This window comes from Pseudarthrobacter sp. RHLT1-30-1 (assembly GCF_059383415.1).
The window spans coordinates 1-18507 of record NZ_JBWZCG010000014.1; the positions used below are offsets into that span (position 1 = coordinate 1).

An 18507-nucleotide genomic window follows, 5' to 3' on the forward strand; every position below is an offset into this window, starting at 1 on the left:
GCCCAACCAGCGACAACAGGCCCCTCCAGCACACCCAAAACCGCAAAATCAGCCGGAAAAGGAAATCAGACCCTGACCGACCCCCAACCCGGCCATCATGAAAAATCCGGGTTAATAGGCCAAATCGTTGTCGGCCGTCGGCAGCACGGGGATTTTTCCCCTTTGTCCCAGCTGCGGCGGCGGAGACGCTCCCTCTTTCTATGCCATGCGGTCCCCTGCCGGCTGCGCGCGGAGAAGCAACAATTCCTCCGTTTATCCCCATGCCGCCGGCCTCCCGGCCACCCCGCGAAGCGAAGACCACCACGGACGAAGCCCCTTTCGCCAAGGCCACTTCGTCATTGGCATGATGGACTTTTCGCAGCAGGTTGACGATCGAGTTCGAGTGCTCCGCGTCCCCGGTGCGGCCCCATTAAAGAGAGTCTGATGATCGTTGAACCTGAGGGCTGAGAGAGACCAGCGTCCGGCTGAGAGCAAAGAACCGGTCCGCCCTGGCAGCTAAAAGCAATTTCGTGACGCGCATGAAGTCAACATCCATTTATCGCGTACAGCCGATCTACAACAGCGGCTGAAGCAACTGGACTCCACATGCAGCTCAACGACCTCTCCAGCGGGTGTACGTATGCCCTCGCACTCAATTAGAGCCGACTGCTGTGCTCATGGCACAATGCGACCATGCGATCAGCCACCACGCAGAGTCACAACGTCAATGTGTCCCTCAACTCTGTGCGCACAGTTGCTGCATTCCTTGTTGTATTCGGCCACATGCGTGCGCTCTACTTCGTCGATTTTGACGACTCCAACTCGAAGTCCGTTTTTACGCAGCTATTTTATTTGATGACGTCCTTAGGGCACCCTGCGGTCATAGTATTTTTCGTTCTCAGCGGCTATTGGGTTGGCGGAACAGCTCTGCGCGGCGTTGCCAATGGGACCTTTACATGGAAGGCTTACGGTCTCGCACGCCTGACGAGGCTCTGGCTAGTGCTAATCCCTGCGCTTGCCATCACTCAATTGCTGGATCGGCTGGGATCGATAATCGCCCCGACGAGTAGCATTTATACGGGGTCACTTGCTTATCACACAGTAGTACCAGCGTCGGGACCCCTCCCAACCCTGGGCATGACGGAAATACTCGGCAACATATTCTTCCTGCAGTCGATCCATGTGGCGGCGCTTGGCACAAACACACCGCTTTGGTCGCTGGCATACGAATTTTGGTATTATCTTCTTTTTCCGGGTTTGTTACTTGTCTTCGCCGCCAAAACCATGACGAAGCGTCTAGTTTGTGCTCTCCTCGTCATCCTTGGCTGCCTGTTCGTGGGCGGTGATGTATTGATTCTTTTCCCCGTCTGGCTCGCGGGGGCAGTGATTGCGTGGCAGCGAGACCGTCTTATTGCTATGATTCGCGAGTTCACCGGTGTCTTCCGTGCCCTGCTTCGCGGCGCCGCAACGTTAATCTTGTGTGCGGCGTGTGCGGCAAGTGTTAAATTTGGCGAACAGAACTTGCTCATGGACTACGTCATTGCGGCAGCAGCCACCCTATTTGTCGCTAGCCTGCTAACGGATGTCCAGATTGGCGGTAAAGCACTCTCCACAGTTTCCAACGCTGCAGAATGGTCCTACTCTCTGTACGCCCTGCATCTCCCGGTCTTGGCACTTCTAGCTTCCATATTTGTCCCGTCCGCCGCCGGGCGCTGGCAAGTGTCAGGGATGGCAGTTTCCGCCGCGATAGGACTCGTCGCATTAGTTGCCCTCTTTGCCTGGGGCCTCTCGCTTATTACTGAAGCGAGAACGACGTCGGTGCGGCGATGGGCGATGAGGATGAACTTAGTCTCCCGCAATCCTGCGGCAATCACGGGTGGGGGATCAAGACGAAGTCGCGTTGTCGATTAGACGCCGGCCAAAATCTGCGTGTCGGGCATCAAGACCCCCAACGGTTAATCCCACCGAAATAGGCCCCAGAAGGCTAACTGTAAACGTGGCTTTCGACGATTATGGAACGTGATCGGTTTGGATAATTGGGCGGAGATCCGCGACCCCGGCACCTGATTGTACCGGTCCGGCCCATGTGTGTTGTGATGCGCCGAGAGGTCCGAACCCAGCGGGCGCAAGGCACCTAACCCGTGGAAGGGCTGAAGGTGAGGGATTTAGGCGCCTATGCCCTCGTCTTCGGCATCGACCCCGGCCGCCGGGCTGCGGAGAGGGCGTGATGATCGGGACCCCTCCCAAGTCAAGCACTACGCCCGGGCACCACGGATCAGACGAAGGGTTCCGCCTGGGCTCAGGCCCGGAACACTGCTGGTCCCATGAGGAGTATGTGGAAGCTGTTCTCTCCCGTGAAGTTGCCGAAACCGACGCCGCCGGAGCGGGGACAAGTATCAAGGCCGCGAGGTTCCGCGCATAAGGAGCTATACGATTTCAGCTTCGACCACCAGCACTCCGGGGACCGGATCCTTATTGCCCGACTGGGTCCCCTCTTTTCCTCTCCGAGGCCAAAAATATGGTCCCTCCCGTCACCGGCAAAATCCACCGCGCGGTCGGCAACGGCATTCAAGATGGCCGAGGCCGGGCAGTTTCTGGTCTTGAGTCTCGCGCCGCGAAGGAAATGAACTTCCAATAAACACCAGGGCTGGACTCAGGCTGACGCCAAGAGGGACTCAATCACGAAGGCTCGACACAAACGGTCTAGTCACCGTTGTGCGCGCCCGGGTCTTTTCGGATTGCCGAGATCGAATCTATCGCCCAAAACTTTAGGGCCGTCCTGGCCTATTATCTTGTTCGCGGGAACATGTCCTTTTACGACAGTGCCGGGAGCTATAAGTGCGGACCGCCCGATCACAGATCCTCCCAGAATTATGCACCTTGTGGTGACCCAGGCCCCATCTTCTATAACGACCTTGTCGGTAATCAGCGCCATGTCGCGTCTGTGGGCATGACTCCCCGTGGTTATGAACGCCTCCTGGGACACAACGCAGTCGTCTCCAAGGAAAACGTGATTCTGATTATGGATCCAGACCCCTTCGCCTATCCAGCTCCGGTCCCCGACGTGGAGCTTCCACGGAAACTTGACTCGAGTTCGAGGTCGAAAGATCACGTCTTTCCCTATAGTTGCGCCAAACGCCCGGAGTATATGCACCCTCAAGCCAGAACTTACTTGCCACGGATTCGTCACAAAAAGTAGCTCGCACGCACCCCAGAAGTAGACGATCCACTTGGGTCTGTCCCAAGCCTCTCGCTCCCCAGGGGCTTGGGACAGATCGATAACGGGCACCTCGCCGCACGCGCTCGACCGCTGTTCCTGACTCATCAACGTTCCCCCAATGCATCCAAAATCCAGACTAGAACTACTCTTACACCTTGTGACTCAACGAAATCTACGCGTAACAATCATCGGGCTCCACTATTCCCCCGAACCCTCAGGAAACGCTCCATATACTACTGGGCTTGCCGAGGGACTGGCTCGCAGTGGCCACTCTGTGAGAGTGATAACTGGCTACCCCCACTATCCGGAATGGCGACGCCGTGACGGGTATGACGGCTGGTCTGCTACCGAAAGCATCAATGGGGTCCCCGTGACTAGGCTCCGGCACCATATCCCGCGCAAGCCCACTGGCTTGTCCCGGCTCCACATGGAGCTCAGCTTTGGTATCCGGCTTTTCTTCGCTCCGTGGAATCGACCCGATGTCGTGATACTTGTTAGCCCAGCCCTCTTTTCTACGGCCTTTGGGGTACTTCGAGCAAAATTCGGATACCGTCGGCCGCCGGTCGGGATCTGGACCCAAGACTTGTACAGCCGAGGATTAGTGGAGACATCCGCAGCACGTGGAGGCTCGGCGGCCGTATTGAAATATGTCGAAAGCCGCATCCTTCGTTCGGCGAACGGCGTTGTCGCCATACACGAACGGTTCCAGAGCTACCTCGTTGACGTTTTGAATATAAAAAAATCCTCCGTGAGGGTCATCCGAAATTGGACTCATCTCCCCCTTGCTCCCTCACAAGGCCAGGCGGCCTTCAGAAAGCGCATGGGCTGGGAGCGTGGAGAATTCATTGTCCTGCACGCGGGAAACATGGGCACTAAGCAAGGGCTGGAGAACGTCGTAAACGCAGCATCCTTGGCAGAACAAAGTGGTAGCCACGTACGGTTTGTGCTGATGGGCGACGGTCACCAACGCTCGGTCCTTGAACTGGCTGCTGCGGGCTTGACACGTGTGTCTTTTGTGGACTCCTTGCCGGACGAAGACTTCCAGCTCGCACTGACCTCTGCCGATGCCCTCTTGGTAAATGAGCTCCCTCAAGTCCGCGACATGTCTGTGCCAAGTAAGCTGACATCTTACTTCAACGCCGGAGTTCCGGTCATCGCCGCCTCCGATCGAGGCAGCGTGACGTCGGTCGAAGTTGAAGCCTCCGGGGGCGGCATCCGTGTGTCAGCAGCCGATCCTCAAGCCCTGCTCCACGCTGCCGAGACTTTGGCCGACAATCCCGGTTACGCGCGCGAGTTGGGACTTCGGGGTCTACGTTTCAGGTTTGACGCATTGGCCGAAGCATCAGCTTTGAGCCAGTATGATGACTTCGTAGCAAATCTGGCTTCATCGCGCAGCAGGTAGTTTGTGCGGTTCTTTCGCAGCAATGGGGGCACCTTGACTAAGCGCGCATTAATTACGGGGATAACGGGACAGGACGGCTCTTATCTGGCAGAGCTTCTGCTCGGCAAAGGCTACGAGGTCCACGGGCTAATTCGTCGTGCGTCGACATTTAATACCGCTCGCGTTGACCACATTTATGTCGATCCTCATGACCCGAAGGCTAAGTTGTTCTTGCACTATGGCGATTTAAGTGACGGCGCACGCCTAGTGACGCTTCTTGCTGATATCAAGCCTGATGAGGTATACAATTTAGCGGCTCAATCACATGTGCGGGTTTCATTCGATGAACCAGAACATACAGCTGACACCACAGGCGTGGGTACCGTCCGCCTCCTTGAAGCAGTGCGAATGTCTGGGATCGAAACGAAGTTCTACCAAGCTTCGTCGTCAGAGATGTTCGGCGCCACACCGCCGCCTCAGAATGAGGACACCCCCTTCTATCCGCGCTCCCCTTACGGCGCAGCCAAAGTGTATAGCTACTGGATAACCAAGAACTATCGAGAAGCTTATGGAATGTTCGCAGTCAACGGTATCCTGTTCAATCATGAGTCTCCCCGCCGTGGCGAAACTTTTGTCACCCGCAAAATTACTCGTGCGGTTGCTGCAATCAAGGCGGGCAAGCAGGATTTGCTCTATATGGGAAACCTTGACGCCGTTCGCGACTGGGGTTATGCGGCCGAATATGTCGAAGGTATGTGGCGCATGCTTCAGGCTGACGAACCGGACGACTTTGTCCTCGCGACCGGCGGCAATTACACAGTAAGGGACTTCCTCCAGATCTCATTCGAACACGCAGGCCTCAGCTGGGAGAACCACGTGCGTTTCGACGAACGTTACCTGCGCCCGACTGAAGTCGACGCACTCGTGGGCGACGCATCCAAGGCCCAGGAGAAGCTCGGTTGGAAGGCCTCTGTGCATACCCCGGAGCTAGCCCGGATCATGGTGGACGCTGATATTGAGGCCCTGAAACATGCGGGGAACCCTTGGATCGACAGCGTTGACCTGGACAGTTGGAAACTGTAATGCACGATAGCGTCAAATTCGTCCCGGAGAATCTCGATCGTTCATCGAAGTTCTACGTTGCTGGACATCGAGGACTGGTCGGCTCGGCCATCTGGCGAAATCTTGCACTGGAGGGCTTCACGAACCTCGTCGGGCGAACATCCACGGAACTCGATTTGACTGAGCGGGACGCCGTGTTCCAGTTCTTTGCCGAGGCGAAGCCTCGTTATGTAGTCCTAGCGGCAGCCAAGGTCGGGGGGATCTTAGCAAACAACACTTACCCCGTTGATTTTCTCAGTGAAAACCTCCGCATCCAGGTAAATGTCCTCGACGCTGCAGTGGAGCACCGCGTTGAGCGGTTGCTCTTCCTCGGGTCCTCCTGCATATATCCCAAATTCGCAGAACAGCCCATCCGCGAAAAATCACTCCTAACTGGGCACTTGGAGCCGACGAACGACGCCTACGCGATTGCAAAGATCGCAGGAATCATGCAAATTCAAGCGATTCGCCGACAGTACGGCTTGCCATGGATCTCGGCGATGCCGACCAATCTCTATGGGCCAGGAGACAATTTCTCCCCTGATGGTTCCCATGTTCTACCTGCACTGATCCGCCGTTACGACGAAGCCGTGGTTGCTGGAGCCGTCTCCGTTACCAACTGGGGGACGGGGTCACCCCGACGCGAGTTCCTTCACGTGGATGACATGGCGGCTGCGTGCCTCCACCTATTGGAAAACTACGACGGCGCTGACCAAGTAAACGTGGGGACCGGCTCCGACATAACAATTAGAGAACTGGCTTCAATTGTCGCGGAAGCTGTCGGGTTTACCGGGAAAATCGCTTGGGACACAGCCAAACCTGACGGTACACATCAGAAACTTCTGGACGTCTCCAAGTTGGCCGACGCTGGCTGGACAGCCCGAACTAATTTGCATGACGGAATAAAGAACACTGTTGACTGGTACCGAGCTAACATCGGCCAAGTCCGCTCGTGAAGAATGCTTTGCTCGGGGGATGACAGAGTGACGATAAATGAAAATTCAGAGCCTCGAATATGCCGGTTCGGTGATTGGCGGCACAAGTATCCGCGACGTCTCAGAATTCTCGATGCTGGGGTCGTGATCTGGGCAGTCGCAGGCGCGTACGGCATTCGATTTGGTTTCACCGACTTCGGCTCCGGGAACACTAGAGAAGTCGATTACCTTGTGTTGTCGACGGCACTGGTAGTTGCATGGTGGCTGATGCTTGGTTTTTGGGGTTCTAGAGAGCCCCGCGTCCTCGGTTCGGGATCTGAAGAGTACAAAAGAGTCATTGCCAGTTCGGCTTGGTTATTTGGCTTTGTCGCCGTAGTCTCTTACGCCCTTCGAGTCGATACGGCGCGTGGGTTTGTCGGTTTGGCATTTCCGGCCGGCGCTGTCGGTCTCCTTGTTGCAAGGTGGCTTGTTCGGCAACACCTGGCTCTTGAGCGAAAACGTGGCAACAGCAGCGCCCGTGTTTTGATTATCGGTGGTCCCCATTCTGCCGCCCACCTGGTGCGCTCGCTTAAGAGCGTGCCTTCGGCAGGATATCTTCCTGTGGCCGCACATCTTCCGGGAGCAAATAGAGATTCGGCAGAGGGGGCCGGTTTGGCTGTTCCGGTCACGGGAGTGCAATCAGATTTCGAATCTATTCTCGCCGTTATTTTGGACTCGCACGTAGACGCTGTTGCTGTGTCGGCTGGGGTGAACCTCCATCCGCAGGATCTTCGACGACTCGGTTGGGAACTGGCCGCGAGGGACATTGGCATGATTTTGGCTCCCGCACTGACGGATATAGCTGGTCCCCGAATCCACACCCAGCCAGTAGCCGGCCTCCCTCTGATCCACGTCTCCACGCCCAAGCTAACGGGGGGCAAGAAGGTGGCCAAGCGAGCTTTCGATATAGCTGTGGCCGGACTCCTAGTGACCGCGCTCTCCCCCATCTTCTTAGCGCTAGCCCTCTTTGTCAGATTCAGCGACAGGGGACCCGTGTTGTACCGGCAGGAAAGAATAGGGCTGCGAGGAACCACATTCAACATGCTGAAGTTCCGATCCATGAAGGTCGATGCCGACACCGAACTCCAGGCCTTACTTGAGGCACAAGGATCCGGTGACACGCCGCTTTTCAAAGTCGATAACGATCCGCGCATTACAGCAGTGGGGCGTGTTCTTCGCAAGTACTCGCTGGATGAGTTGCCACAGCTTCTTAACGTTCTCGGTGGAAGCATGAGCCTCGTAGGGCCAAGACCGCAACGCGAAGGTGAAGTAGCGCTATACGACGACGCCGCCCATCGGAGACTCTATGTGAGCCCCGGCATGAGCGGACTTTGGCAGGTGAGTGGCCGTTCCAATCTCAGCTGGGAGGAGAGCATCCGGCTGGATCTTTATTACGTGGAGAATTGGTCACTTATGGGCGATGTCCTGATTCTCTTCAAGACGTTCAAAGCAGTATTTGCGAGCACCGGCGCGGTCTGATCCGGGCACTGCATCACTCCTGCGGCCGCGGCCGCCAATTCTTCTTTTGGGAAGGCAAAAAATGCGTATTTCAGTAATCGGCTGTGGCTACCTAGGGGCCGTCCATGCCGCCTGCATGGCGAAGTTGGGACACGATGTCACCGGGATCGACGTCGATGCGCGGAAGATTGCTGCCCTCTCTGCGGCGCAAGCGCCCTTCTACGAGCCCGGACTGGATGAACTCCTTGACGAGGTTCAGTCAGCCGGAAGGCTGTCTTTCACAACAGACATGGCCGCTGCGAAGGGAAGCGATGTCCACTTCATCTGCGTGGGGACTCCACAGAAGAAGGGTGAAAACGGTGCCGATATGAGCTACGTTGACGCCGCAACGCTCGCCCTCCTCCCCCATCTCCAGCCTGGAAACGTCGTCGTCGGAAAGTCCACCGTGCCTGTAGGGACTGCTGCGCGGCTTGCAAAATTGGTCCAGGACGTGGAAGCGACTGCACACCTTATCTGGAACCCCGAGTTCCTTCGCGAAGGACATGCCGTCTCCGATACGTTGCAGCCAGATCGGTTTGTCTACGGCGTCGCCGGTGGTTCCGAAGACCATCCTGCCGTAGCGATTCTGGATGAGGTCTATTACGTGCCCTTAACCGCTGGCACGCCGCGGCTGGTGGCAGATCTTGCCACCTCTGAACTGGTCAAAGCAGCAGCAAACTCCTTTCTTGCCACAAAAATCTCATTCATCAATGCGATGGCCGAGGTATGCGAAGCCGCAGGGGCCGACGTTACCCAGCTAGCCGATGCGATCGGCCTGGACGACAGAATCGGCCGGAAATTCCTCAACGCCGGTATCGGTTTCGGTGGGGGATGCCTGCCGAAGGACATCCGGGCGTTCATGGCTCGGGCTGGCGAGCTGGGCGCGGACCAGGCACTGACGTTCCTTCGCGAGGTGGACGCGATCAATATGCGCCGCCGAACGCGGGTGGTGGAGCTAACCCGTGAACTGTGCGGCGGGATGCTGCTGGGGAAGCGGATCACCGTACTGGGTGCAGCGTTCAAACCTGAGAGCGATGACGTCCGCGATTCGCCGGCGCTGAGTATTGCCGCCCAGCTCCAATTGCAGGGCGCCGTTGTGACCGTTACGGATCCTAAGGCATTGACCAATGCCGCCGGACGTTTCCCCGAGCTGCATTACGAACTGGACACAGACATGGCTGTACAGCGGGCCGATGCCTTGCTGCTTCTGACGGAATGGCAGCAATACCGCGACCTGGATCCCTACGAGCTAGCGGCGGCCGTTGGCTCTCCCCGCATCCTAGACGGGCGTAACGTCCTGGATGCCGGCAAATGGCGTGCAGCCGGTTGGACTTATCGCGGACTCGGGCGTCCATAGACCATGACTGAAACAGACGGAGCCCAGATAGCCGGCGACAAATGCCGCCCCAAATCGGCGGGGACTCGGGCAGTCGACCCGCGCACACGCCGCCGTCGGCTAGTTATTGTTGCGTCGTGTCTGGGGGCTGTATTGGTCCTGGCTGTGGCTGTGGCCGCTTGGCTAGGCTCCCGAGCAACGATCATCAAGAACGAACTTGAGGCCACCACGCAGCTCATCCCGGTTCTCAAGGACAGTATTGCTGGCGGCAAATCGCAAGAGGCCAACGCGACGGCGGATCAGCTTCGCGCCCATGCGGCGACGGCCCGCGCGGCGGCGGGAGACCCCCTCTGGACCCTGGCCTCCGCAGTCCCGGGAGTCGGGGCTAACTTCAGCGCGGTCGCCGAAGTTGCCCGCTCAGCAGACGATGTCGCCGGCCTGGGTCTGGTTCCCCTCGTTCGGGTTTTCGATTCCCTCAACTGGGACAGCCTGCTGCCAAACGGCGTGGGGACTGACCTGGATCCAATCCAAAGCGCCTCTCCCAGCGTTTCAGCGGCCGCTCACGCAGTACGGGTGTCAGCCGAACGGCTCGACGGAATCGAGACGGGCAGCCTGTGGCCCCAGGTGGCCGAGCCGTTGATGCGGGCACGTCAGCAGCTGCAGGAAGTGACTGGTGCGCTGGATGCATCGGCAGTTGCGGCCGAGATCGCTCCCCGCATGCTCGGAGCCGACGGCCAGCGGAACTACCTGCTCATGATCCAGAACAATGCTGAAGCCCGAGCCTCGGGCGGAATTCCGGGAGCTCTGGCTGTACTTACACTGAACGACGGCAAGCTGACTCTCGGCGCACAAAGCAGTGCCGGCGAAGTTGGCACCATGTCGCCTTCAATCGCAGTGGACGACGAGCAAGAACAGATCTACTCGACGCGACTCGGCAAATACATGCAAGACGTCAATCTGACCCCTGACTTCCCTACCGCGGCTGCCACTGCGCAGGCCATGTGGGAGAAGAAGACCGGCCAGCGGGTCGACGGTGTGATCTCCATGGATCCAATCTCGTTGGGCTATGTCCTCGATGCAACAGGACCTGTAGAACTCACGGGGCCCGAGCTCCTTGCCCTGGCTAGCGGCGGGCTGCCGACGCAACTGAGCGGCAAGAACGTCGTTCCAACCCTACTTTCCGACGTCTATGCCAAAATCAAGGTGCCGAAATACCAGGATGCTTACTTCGCCGGAGTGGCGAAAGAAATATTCGGCAAGCTTTCCACCGGCGGAAACGGCGACGCCAAGGGACTCATTGACGGAATTGCCCGTGGCGCCTCGGAGGGCCGAATTCTCCTGTGGTCGGCCGCTGCCCAGGAACAGTCCGTTCTCGCTAAGTACCCTGTAAGCGGATCAATCGCTGGTCCAAGCGTCGCCCCCGCGCAGTTTGGAGTGTATTTCAACGACGGCACCGGCGCAAAGATGGACTTCCATGTCAAACGGACTGTCCAACTTGTCAAGAAATGCGCCGTCGACGGCTACGAACAAACAGCAGTCCGCATTATCAGCAGCAATACCGCCCCCGCCGACGCGGCGACTTCTCTGCCGGCCTACGTCACCGGCGATGGCGCTTTTGGGGTTCCGGCGGGCTCTGTCCGCACCAACGTGATTGGGTACGGCCCGGTACAGGCCAATGTGGAAACCGCCTTTGTCGATGGTAAAAAGACCGACTTTGCCGCCCAGCGCCACGCCAATCGACCAGTTGGAGCGGTGACCGTAACCCTGGCTCCGGGCCAAAGCAGCACGGTCGAGTTGACCTTCGGCAAAATCGTCCAGCATACGGAACCTAACGTGGTTGTCACGCCCACCGTCCAGCCTGTCAAAGACGTGATCCTCGCCACCGAAGAGGCAGTCTGCGATCAATGAACGTAAACACTGAGTTAACGGTATGTAAAGCAACTTGATTCACTTTGGTCACACTCATTATGGATGCTAGTGTCTGCAGGGACTTATCTAATGAGATTTCATCTGGCGGCCACTGGGGGGCCGGAAATCTCCACATCGCGTGACACTCGTATACACGGTCTCAGGGGGACTCATGAAAAAAACACTTGCAGCGATCACACTCGCCGGCGCCATCTCACTTATCGGCGCAGTTCCGGCCATGGCAACCTACCCGGCCCCGCCCGTGGGCCCCGGCCAGTCCCCCAACTCCGCCAACGCCGCCGTTTCTGACGGCACTGTTGGCCCGGGTGAGCAGTTCGTCTTCCGCGGCAACGGCTTCAAGGCCGGCGAAGGCCTGACTATTAGCGTGAGGCCGGGCGAGCGTCCGGCTTCGACCGGCGCAAGCGTCGCGGGTCGTGGCATGACGGTTTCCGGAAAAATCACCCTGCCGCTGGCAGCGCAGAATTTCCCCGCCGAAGCGAAAGCCAATGGCGCTTTCGCCTTCCCGCTGACGATCAGTGAGACGGGCATCTACACCCTGACTGCAACCGGCCTTGAGTCCGGCCTCACCGCCAGCTCCACTGTCACGGTGCAGGGCCTCGCGGTGGGCGCCGGCCTGGCCGACACGGGTAATGGAACCGCCTTGGCGAACACCGGTGCAGATGCCAACCTGATGATCTGGTCTCTGGTAGGCGCGGGCGCCCTGGCAGCCGGCATCACCTCCGTCGTAGTGGTTCGCCGCCGCGCTAAGGGTGACGTCGCCGCCTAGGCACAGCTACAACGCATCAAAAGGGTGGTGGTCTCCGGGATACTGGAGACCACCTCCCTTTTGCTTTGAACACTTCCTAAGGAACACATGAGGGCCACAGCCACGCCGCGGATATGGCGCATCATCCTGGCAGGGTTCCTGGCGTTCCTGGCGCTGGTTGGGTTCTGGCCCAGCCCAGTGGACCAGCCAGTGCGGGGACAGGTTGCCGGATTCATCTTTTTTATCCACACCCTCGGTTTTCCGGCGTGGATTGGCTACGGGTTCATTGAAGCCTCCGCCAATGTGGCCCTCTTTGTTCCGCTAGGCGTCGTGGGGGCAATGGCCTTCCCAGAGAAACCTTGGTGGCGGATCGGCGCCCTAGGCTTATTAGTTTCCGGCTGCATGGAGTTGGGCCAGCTGCTCTTTCTTCACAGCCGCTTCCCCAGCCCGCTGGACCTTGCCACGAACGCTCTTGGAGCCTCCCTGGGCTCACTGCTCGTTGCACTGTTTATCCGCCCTCAGAGCGGCACCAGGGCTAGCTGACGAAAGCTTTCATCCAGGCCTTGAGCTCCTCGCCGAATTCCACCCGCTCCGAGGCGATCGAGATGACCGCTTTCAGGTAGCTGAGCTTGTCGCCGGTGTCATAGCGGCGGCCCTTGAATACCACTCCGTACACGCCGCCGCCCTCGCCGTCCGAGGTGGCGAGAGTCTGCAGGGCGTCAGTGAGCTGGATTTCTCCGCCTCGGCCGGGCTCGGTTTCCTCCAGGACATCGAAGACCGCGGGGTGGAGCACGTAACGTCCGATGACGGCCAGGTTGGAGGGCGCGTCAGCGGTGGAGGGTTTTTCCACCAGCCGGTTGACGCGCACATGGCCTTCGCCGTCGACGGGTGACACGTCGGCACAGCCGTAGGCGCTGATCTCGAACGCGTCCACTTCGATCAGGGCGATGACGGAGCCTCCCGTCCGGGCCTGCACCTCGATCATGGTGCTCAGCAGTTCGTCACGCTCGTCGATCAGATCATCGCCCAGCAGAACCGCGAAAGGCTCGTCGCCCACGTGCTGGCGGGCGCACAGTACGGCGTGTCCCAGCCCCTTGGGGTCGCCCTGGCGGACGTAATAGAGCGGCCCCAGGGCGGACGCACGCTGGACGGCTTCCAGCTTCTCAAAATCGCCTTTGAGTTCCAGGGCGCGTTCCAGGCTGGGCTCACGGTCGAAGTGGTCCTCGAGCGCGCGCTTCTGCCGACCGGTGATCATCAGCAGATCGGTCAGGCCGGCGCGGACAGCTTCCTCGACCACGTACTGGATGGCCGGCTGGTCCACCACCGGGAGCATTTCCTTGGGCATCGCCTTGGTGGCGGGCAGGAACCGTGTTCCCAGTCCGGCGGCCGGAATGACAGCTTTAGTTACCGGTTTCCCCAAAGTCATAGGGGAACCATACAAGCGCTACCTCAAAATGAGAATGGCTAGCCCTTGAAAACGGGCTTGCGCTTTTCCTGGAAGGCGCGGAAGCCCTCGGAGTAGTCCTCGGTCTTGCAGAGCCGGGCCTGCTCGGCGTTCTCCTCTTCCATGGATTCCCAGAGGCCGAGGCGCTGGTCCCGGATGTGCGCGACGAGTTCCTTGCTGGCGTTGAACGCGCTGGTGGCGCCGGTGGCTGCCCTGGCCACGATGGCGCGGGTGTTTTCCAGCAGGTCGGCCGCTGGCATGGCCCGACTGAACATGCCCTGGGCCACCGCGTCCGCGCCGGACATGAGTTCGGCGGTGTAGATCAGGTCCAGCGTGCGGTGCATGCCGAGGCGTTCGGTGAAGTACCAGTGGCCGCCGGAGTCGAGGGTGGCGCCCAGATTCGCGAACGGGGAGCCGAACTTGGCGTTCTCCGCCACGTAGACCACGTCCGTGGCCAGCAGCAGCCCCAGCCCCACGCCCAGGCAGGCGCCCTGCGCGGCGGCGAAGGTGGGGGCCGGGAAGGCCGTCATCTTCTTGAGCAGCGGCTGCAGCAGCCCGGCCAGGTAGGCCTGGACGTCGTCGGTTTCCGGTGTCACGCCGGCGATGTCCCGGCCCGCGCAGAAGGCACGGCCCTCCCCCCGGAGCAGCAGCGCCCGCACCTCGCCGCGCTCAGCGGCGGCAGCGGCGTCGTCGTACGCCTGGGTTAAATCCTTGAGCGCCTGCCCGTCCAACGAGTTGAGCTTGTGCGGGGCGTCAAGGACGATCTCGGCGACGCCGTCGGCGATGGAGAAGGAAATCATGGGGCTCCTGAGGTCGGGGCGGGAAGCGGGGGATGGGCTGCTAGACGTCGAAGTCGACGGTGACTTCCGGCGTCGTGGGGTGGGACTGGCAGGTGAGCACGTAGCCCTTGTCCAGTTCGTCCTGCTCCAGCGCGTAGTTCTCGTCCATGGTGACGGCACCGGTGACCACCTTGGCGCGGCAGGTTCCGCAGACGCCGCCGGCACACGCGAACGGCACGTCCGGGCGGACCCGCAGGGCCGCGTTCAGGATCGATTCGCGGGCGTGCGTGGGGCTGGCCACCTCGCCCTGCAGCCCGTCGAGCTTGAAGGTGATCTTGTAGGTGGCCTGGGACTCGTCCACAATCACCGGGCGGCCGGCGTTGCCCTCGGGGCGGTCCGGCTTGCCGGTGGTGAAGAGTTCGAAGCGGATGTGGTCCGGGTTGACGCCGCGCTCGGCCAGGGTGTCCCGGCAGAGCTGGACCAGCTCGAACGGGCCGCACAGGAACCATTCGTCGACGTCGTCGGCGTGGATGGCGGTGCCCAGCAGGGCCTGCAGCTTCTCGGCGTCGATCCGGCCGCTGAGCAGCGGCGCGATCCGCTGTTCGCGGGAAAGCACGTGGTGCAGGGCGAGCCGGGCCGGGTACTTGTCCTTCAGGTCCGCGAGCTCCTCGAGGAACATCACGTCCATGGCGGCCTTGTTGGCGTAGACCAGGTCGAAGCGGGTTTCCGGGTGAGCCGCGAGCAGCGTGCGGGCGATCGCGATGACGGGGGTGATGCCGGAACCGGCGGCGATCGCGACGAACGAGCCGGGCTCCCCCGCGAGCTCCTCCGGATGGTTCATCGAGTTCATCAGGTTCTGCTCTTTGCCGTCGCGGCCGTGCTTGGACACGAACGCGCCCATCGGGCTCATCACGTCCAGGACGTCGCCGGCCTTGAGCTCGGCGTTCGCCCAGGTGGAGAACAGCCCGCCCAGGTCCTTCTTGACCGCGACCCGGATCTCGCTGCTGCCGTCCGCGAAGCTGCGCGGTTCGGCGCAGATCGAGTAGCTGCGCCGGATTTCCTTCAGCTCGCCGTTCTCGTCCGGCAGCGTGGTGCGCAGGGCGACGTACTGGCCGGGGAGGTAGTCGAACTGGCCGGCGAGCTCGGCCGGGACACCGAAGGTGACCTCGATCGCGTCGTCGGTGAGCCGGCGGACTTCGTCCACGGTCAGCGGGTGGAAGGACGCGCGTCGGCGGCCGGTGGCTGCAGCCGTTTCAGCGGCGGTCTGGCGGACAACAGTCATGGGAGCACCTGTTCCTTACAAAACTTTGAAGTAGTCGAACGGTTCCTTGCAGTCCTGGCAGACGTACAGCGCCTTGCAGGAGGTGGAACCGAAGCGGGTGAGTTCCTTGGTGTTCAGCGATGAACACTGCGGGCATTTGACGGCGAGGGACAGCCGGATGGGCCCGGCGTGCCGCACCGCTGCCGAGTGGCCGGAGGGCGGGGCGATGCCGTACTCCTGCAGCTTGGCCTTGCCGGATTCGGTCATCCAGTCCGTGGTCCAGGCCGGGGACAGCACCAGCTCAACCCGGACGTGGGGGTAGCCTGCGTCGTGGAACGCCGTGGTGAGGTCGTCACGGATGGCGTCCATCGCGGGGCAGCCGGAGTAGGTCGGCGTGATGGTGACCTGGACGGCGGGCACGGGCCCGCCGTCGTCGAACAACTGGACGTTCCGGAGGATCCCCAGGTCCGCAACCGTGAGGACGGGGATTTCCGGGTCGCAGACCGTGGCCGCGATGTCCCAGGCCTTCTGCTCGGCCGTTTTGGTGTCCATGTCAGGCATGGTTACCAGCTTGCTCCGGGGTACTCGCGGGCGAGCACCTGCATTTCGGCGAGGATGTAACCGAGGTGTTCGGAGTGCAGTCCCTTGCGTCCGCCGCCGGGGGCGGGCTGGACCGTGGGCACGTCGAGTTCGGCCTCGGCGAGGACCTCGCCGGTGAGCCGGTCGAAGTCGGCGCGCAGGCTGGACGGCTCGACGGCGGCACCGGCCGCGGCGAGGCGGGCGGTGAGTTCGTCGTCGCGGAAGAGCTCGTCGACGTAGGGCCAGATGACCTTGAAGCCGTGGATCATCTTCTCGCGGGACTCATCCGTACCCTGGGCCAGGCGCAGCACCCACTGGGCGCTGTGGTCGCGGTGGTAATCCACTTCCTTGACGGCCTTGGCGGCGATGCCGGCCAGGGTGGCGTCGGTGGACTCCACCAGCCGGCGGTAAAGCTCGAACTGGTAGTAGCTGACGACGAACTGGCGGGCGATGGTGACCGCAAAGTCGCCGTTCGGGATTTCGAAGATCTGGACCGAACGGAAGTCGTTCTCCCGGCGGAAGTAGGCGAGGTCATCCTCGCTCCGGCCGTCGAGTCCGCCGGCGTAGCTCAGGAAGGAACGGGCGTGGCCCAGCTGGTCCAGGGCGATGTTGCCGAGGGCGATGTCCTCCTCGAGCTCCGGGGCGCGGGAGATCCAGTGGCCGAGGCGCTGCGCGAGGATGAGGGCGTCATCGCCCAGGCGCAGGGCGAACTCGGCCACGTCCTCGCTCGGCTTCGCGGTGCCGGTGCGGACGGCCAGGGCGATGTCCTCCGGGCGGAGCGCGTTGCCGGGGGTGATGCGGGTAGCGCTGGCCGTGGCCTCGCCGCTGCCGCTGGCAGCCTTAACGCCGACGGAGAGGTCCCCGTGGCCGGACGCTTCCGCTGCGGGAGCCGCGGCCGCCGCAGTTTCAGGTGAAGTGCTCACAGGTGCTTCACGCCCTCGCTCTTGGTGTAGTACGTGGCGTGCCGGTAGTCCTTGCCCTGGGGCGACTCGAAGAACGCGCCCTTGGAGTCCGGGTCGCTGGAGGCGATGGCGTCGGCCGGGACAACCCAGATGGACACACCTTCATTGCGGCGGGTGTAGAGGTCACGGGCGTTGCGCAGGGCCATGGCGGCGTCCGGCGCGTGCAGGGATCCGGCGTGGACGTGGGAAAGGCCGCGGCTTGAGCGGACGAAAACTTCCCAGATGGGCCAGACGTTTCCTGCGTGCGGTTCGGGGGTGGTCATGCTGCGGATTCCTTTTCTGCTAGCTTGCGGCTCTGCTTTTCCGCGTAGGCGGCGGCGGCTTCGCGGACCCAGGTGCCATTGTTGTGTGCTTCGCGGCGCCGTTCCAGGCGCTGGGCGTTGCAGGGGCCGCGGCCGGCGAGGACTTCGTGGAATTCATCCCAGTCCAGCGGGCCGTGCTCCCATTTCTTGGTCTCTTCGTTGAAGCGGATGTCCTTGTCCGGAAGGGTGAGCTCCAGGACCTTGACCTGCTCCATCATCATTCCGACGAAGCGGTTGCGCAGTTCGTCGTTGCTGAAGCGCTTGATGTTCCAGGCCATGGACTGCTTGGAGTTGGGCGAGTCGTCATCCGGCGGGCCGAACATCATCAGGGCCGGGGCGTACCAGCGGTTCACCGCGTCCTGGGCCATCTGCTTCTGCTCGGGCGTGCCGTGCGAGAGTTCCAGCAGAATCTCAAAGCCCTGGCGCTGGTGGAAGGATTCTTCCTTGCAGACGCGGACCATGGCGCGGCCGTAGGGGCCGAAGGAGGCACGGCAGAGCGGCACCTGGTTGGCGATAGCGGCGCCGTCGACCATCCAGCCGATGGCGCCCATGTCGGCCCAGGTACGGGCGGGGTAGTTAAAGATGGACGAGTACTTGGCCTTGCCGTCCATCAGGTCCTGGTTCATCTGGTCCCGCGGCTGGCCGAGTGTTTCGGCGGCGGAGTAGAGGTACAGGCCGTGGCCCGCCTCATCCTGAACCTTGGCCATCAGGATGGCCTTGCGCTTAAGGCTGGGGGCGCGGGAGATCCAGTTGGCTTCCGGCTGCATGCCGATGATCTCCGAGTGCGCGTGCTGTGAGACCTGGCGCAGCAGGGTCTTGCGGTATGCCGGGGGCATCCAGTCGCGGGGTTCGATCCGCGAGTCATCCGCCATGACTTTGTCGAAGTATGCCTGGCCTTCAGCGTCACGCCGGGCCGCATCTTCGAGGCTCTGTTCGTGCCGTGCCGCTGTTGGCTCTCCGGGCACTGACTGCAGGGTCTGCGCTGCCATGGTTGCTCCTATGCATTTCCGATAAATAA

General features: G+C 61.0%; 16 protein-coding genes. 9 read left to right on the top strand and 7 right to left on the bottom strand.

Going from position 1 to position 18507, the window contains the following annotated elements; genetic code table 11:
• Nucleotides 1-672: 672 nt before the first annotated feature.
• The 9 genes from AC50YM_RS11510 to AC50YM_RS11550 all read left to right on the top strand — a co-directional run bounded on the left by AC50YM_RS11510 (nt 673) and on the right by AC50YM_RS11550 (nt 12705).
• Nucleotides 673-1890, top strand: coding sequence for an acyltransferase family protein (locus AC50YM_RS11510; protein WP_494957084.1), 1218 nt, complete (start codon nt 673-675; stop codon nt 1888-1890).
• A gap of 1427 nt (nt 1891-3317) precedes the next feature.
• The gene (locus tag AC50YM_RS11515; RefSeq protein ID WP_494957085.1) at nt 3318-4601 is read left to right on the top strand and encodes a glycosyltransferase family 4 protein; all 1284 of its coding nucleotides are present in this window, start codon (nt 3318-3320) and stop codon (nt 4599-4601) included.
• A 33-nt stretch (nt 4602-4634) separates the two neighbouring features.
• Complete coding sequence (gmd, locus tag AC50YM_RS11520) at nt 4635-5663, top strand: GDP-mannose 4,6-dehydratase (protein WP_494957086.1); 1029 nt, start codon at nt 4635-4637, stop codon at nt 5661-5663.
• Complete coding sequence (locus AC50YM_RS11525) at nt 5663-6637, top strand: GDP-L-fucose synthase family protein (protein WP_494957087.1); 975 nt, start codon at nt 5663-5665, stop codon at nt 6635-6637. The genes gmd and AC50YM_RS11525 overlap by 1 nt, the downstream gene beginning before the upstream one ends.
• Before the next feature lie 27 nt (nt 6638-6664).
• The gene (locus AC50YM_RS11530; RefSeq protein ID WP_494957088.1) at nt 6665-8134 is read left to right on the top strand and encodes a sugar transferase; all 1470 of its coding nucleotides are present in this window, start codon (nt 6665-6667) and stop codon (nt 8132-8134) included.
• 61 nt (nt 8135-8195) lie between these two features.
• Nucleotides 8196-9509, top strand: a complete 1314-nt coding sequence (locus tag AC50YM_RS11535) for a UDP-glucose dehydrogenase family protein (RefSeq protein ID WP_494957089.1) — start codon at nt 8196-8198, stop codon at nt 9507-9509.
• A gap of 150 nt (nt 9510-9659) precedes the next feature.
• Nucleotides 9660-11396 carry a DUF4012 domain-containing protein gene (locus tag AC50YM_RS11540; RefSeq protein ID WP_494957090.1) on the top strand — a complete coding sequence of 579 codons (1737 nt, stop codon included), beginning with the start codon at nt 9660-9662 and terminating at the stop codon, nt 11394-11396.
• Between the two features lie 172 nt (nt 11397-11568).
• The gene (locus tag AC50YM_RS11545; RefSeq protein WP_494957091.1) at nt 11569-12183 is read left to right on the top strand and encodes an LPXTG cell wall anchor domain-containing protein; all 615 of its coding nucleotides are present in this window, start codon (nt 11569-11571) and stop codon (nt 12181-12183) included.
• Nucleotides 12184-12270: 87 nt separating this feature from the next.
• Nucleotides 12271-12705, top strand: coding sequence for a VanZ family protein (locus tag AC50YM_RS11550; protein WP_494957092.1), 435 nt, complete (start codon nt 12271-12273; stop codon nt 12703-12705).
• Here AC50YM_RS11550 and galU read toward each other — a convergent pair.
• The 7 genes from galU to paaA are packed head-to-tail and all read right to left on the bottom strand — an operon-like array spanning nt 12698 to nt 18478.
• Nucleotides 12698-13588, bottom strand: coding sequence for a UTP--glucose-1-phosphate uridylyltransferase GalU (galU, locus tag AC50YM_RS11555; protein WP_494957093.1), 891 nt, complete (start codon nt 13586-13588; stop codon nt 12698-12700). The genes AC50YM_RS11550 and galU overlap by 8 nt on opposite strands.
• A gap of 38 nt (nt 13589-13626) precedes the next feature.
• Nucleotides 13627-14406 (bottom strand): enoyl-CoA hydratase/isomerase family protein, encoded by a 780-nt coding sequence (locus tag AC50YM_RS11560; protein ID WP_494957094.1) that lies wholly within the window; start codon nt 14404-14406, stop codon nt 13627-13629.
• A gap of 40 nt (nt 14407-14446) precedes the next feature.
• A complete protein-coding gene (gene paaE, locus AC50YM_RS11565; RefSeq protein ID WP_494957095.1) occupies nt 14447-15667 on the bottom strand; it encodes a 1,2-phenylacetyl-CoA epoxidase subunit PaaE in 1221 nt (406 codons plus the stop codon).
• Nucleotides 15668-15682: 15 nt separating this feature from the next.
• Nucleotides 15683-16207 carry a 1,2-phenylacetyl-CoA epoxidase subunit PaaD gene (gene paaD, locus AC50YM_RS11570; protein WP_494957096.1) on the bottom strand — a complete coding sequence of 175 codons (525 nt, stop codon included), beginning with the start codon at nt 16205-16207 and terminating at the stop codon, nt 15683-15685.
• A 2-nt stretch (nt 16208-16209) separates the two neighbouring features.
• On the bottom strand, nt 16210-17148 hold the full coding sequence (gene paaC / locus AC50YM_RS11575) for a 1,2-phenylacetyl-CoA epoxidase subunit PaaC (RefSeq protein WP_494957097.1): 939 nt from the start codon (nt 17146-17148) through the stop codon (nt 16210-16212).
• Nucleotides 17145-17450 carry a 1,2-phenylacetyl-CoA epoxidase subunit PaaB gene (gene paaB, locus AC50YM_RS11580; RefSeq protein WP_136321706.1) on the bottom strand — a complete coding sequence of 102 codons (306 nt, stop codon included), beginning with the start codon at nt 17448-17450 and terminating at the stop codon, nt 17145-17147. Before paaB ends, paaC begins: the two co-directional genes overlap by 4 nt.
• The gene (gene paaA, locus AC50YM_RS11585; RefSeq protein WP_494893518.1) at nt 17447-18478 is read right to left on the bottom strand and encodes a 1,2-phenylacetyl-CoA epoxidase subunit PaaA; all 1032 of its coding nucleotides are present in this window, start codon (nt 18476-18478) and stop codon (nt 17447-17449) included. Before paaA ends, paaB begins: the two co-directional genes overlap by 4 nt.
• Between the last annotated feature and the right edge of the window lie 29 nt (nt 18479-18507).

Coding starts and splice junctions, on each gene's coding strand:
- AC50YM_RS11510 (WP_494957084.1), top strand. CDS start 673: ATGCGATCAGCCACCACGCAGAGTCACAACGTCAATGTGTCCCTCAAC.
- AC50YM_RS11515 (WP_494957085.1), top strand. CDS start 3,318: ATGCATCCAAAATCCAGACTAGAACTACTCTTACACCTTGTGACTCAA.
- AC50YM_RS11525 (WP_494957087.1), top strand. CDS start 5,663: ATGCACGATAGCGTCAAATTCGTCCCGGAGAATCTCGATCGTTCATCG.
- AC50YM_RS11535 (WP_494957089.1), top strand. CDS start 8,196: ATGCGTATTTCAGTAATCGGCTGTGGCTACCTAGGGGCCGTCCATGCC.
- AC50YM_RS11545 (WP_494957091.1), top strand. CDS start 11,569: ATGAAAAAAACACTTGCAGCGATCACACTCGCCGGCGCCATCTCACTT.
- AC50YM_RS11550 (WP_494957092.1), top strand. CDS start 12,271: ATGAGGGCCACAGCCACGCCGCGGATATGGCGCATCATCCTGGCAGGG.
- galU (WP_494957093.1), bottom strand. CDS start 13,588: ATGACTTTGGGGAAACCGGTAACTAAAGCTGTCATTCCGGCCGCCGGA.
- AC50YM_RS11560 (WP_494957094.1), bottom strand. CDS start 14,406: ATGATTTCCTTCTCCATCGCCGACGGCGTCGCCGAGATCGTCCTTGAC.
- paaE (WP_494957095.1), bottom strand. CDS start 15,667: ATGACTGTTGTCCGCCAGACCGCCGCTGAAACGGCTGCAGCCACCGGC.
- paaD (WP_494957096.1), bottom strand. CDS start 16,207: ATGCCTGACATGGACACCAAAACGGCCGAGCAGAAGGCCTGGGACATC.
- paaB (WP_136321706.1), bottom strand. CDS start 17,450: ATGACCACCCCCGAACCGCACGCAGGAAACGTCTGGCCCATCTGGGAA.
- paaA (WP_494893518.1), bottom strand. CDS start 18,478: ATGGCAGCGCAGACCCTGCAGTCAGTGCCCGGAGAGCCAACAGCGGCA.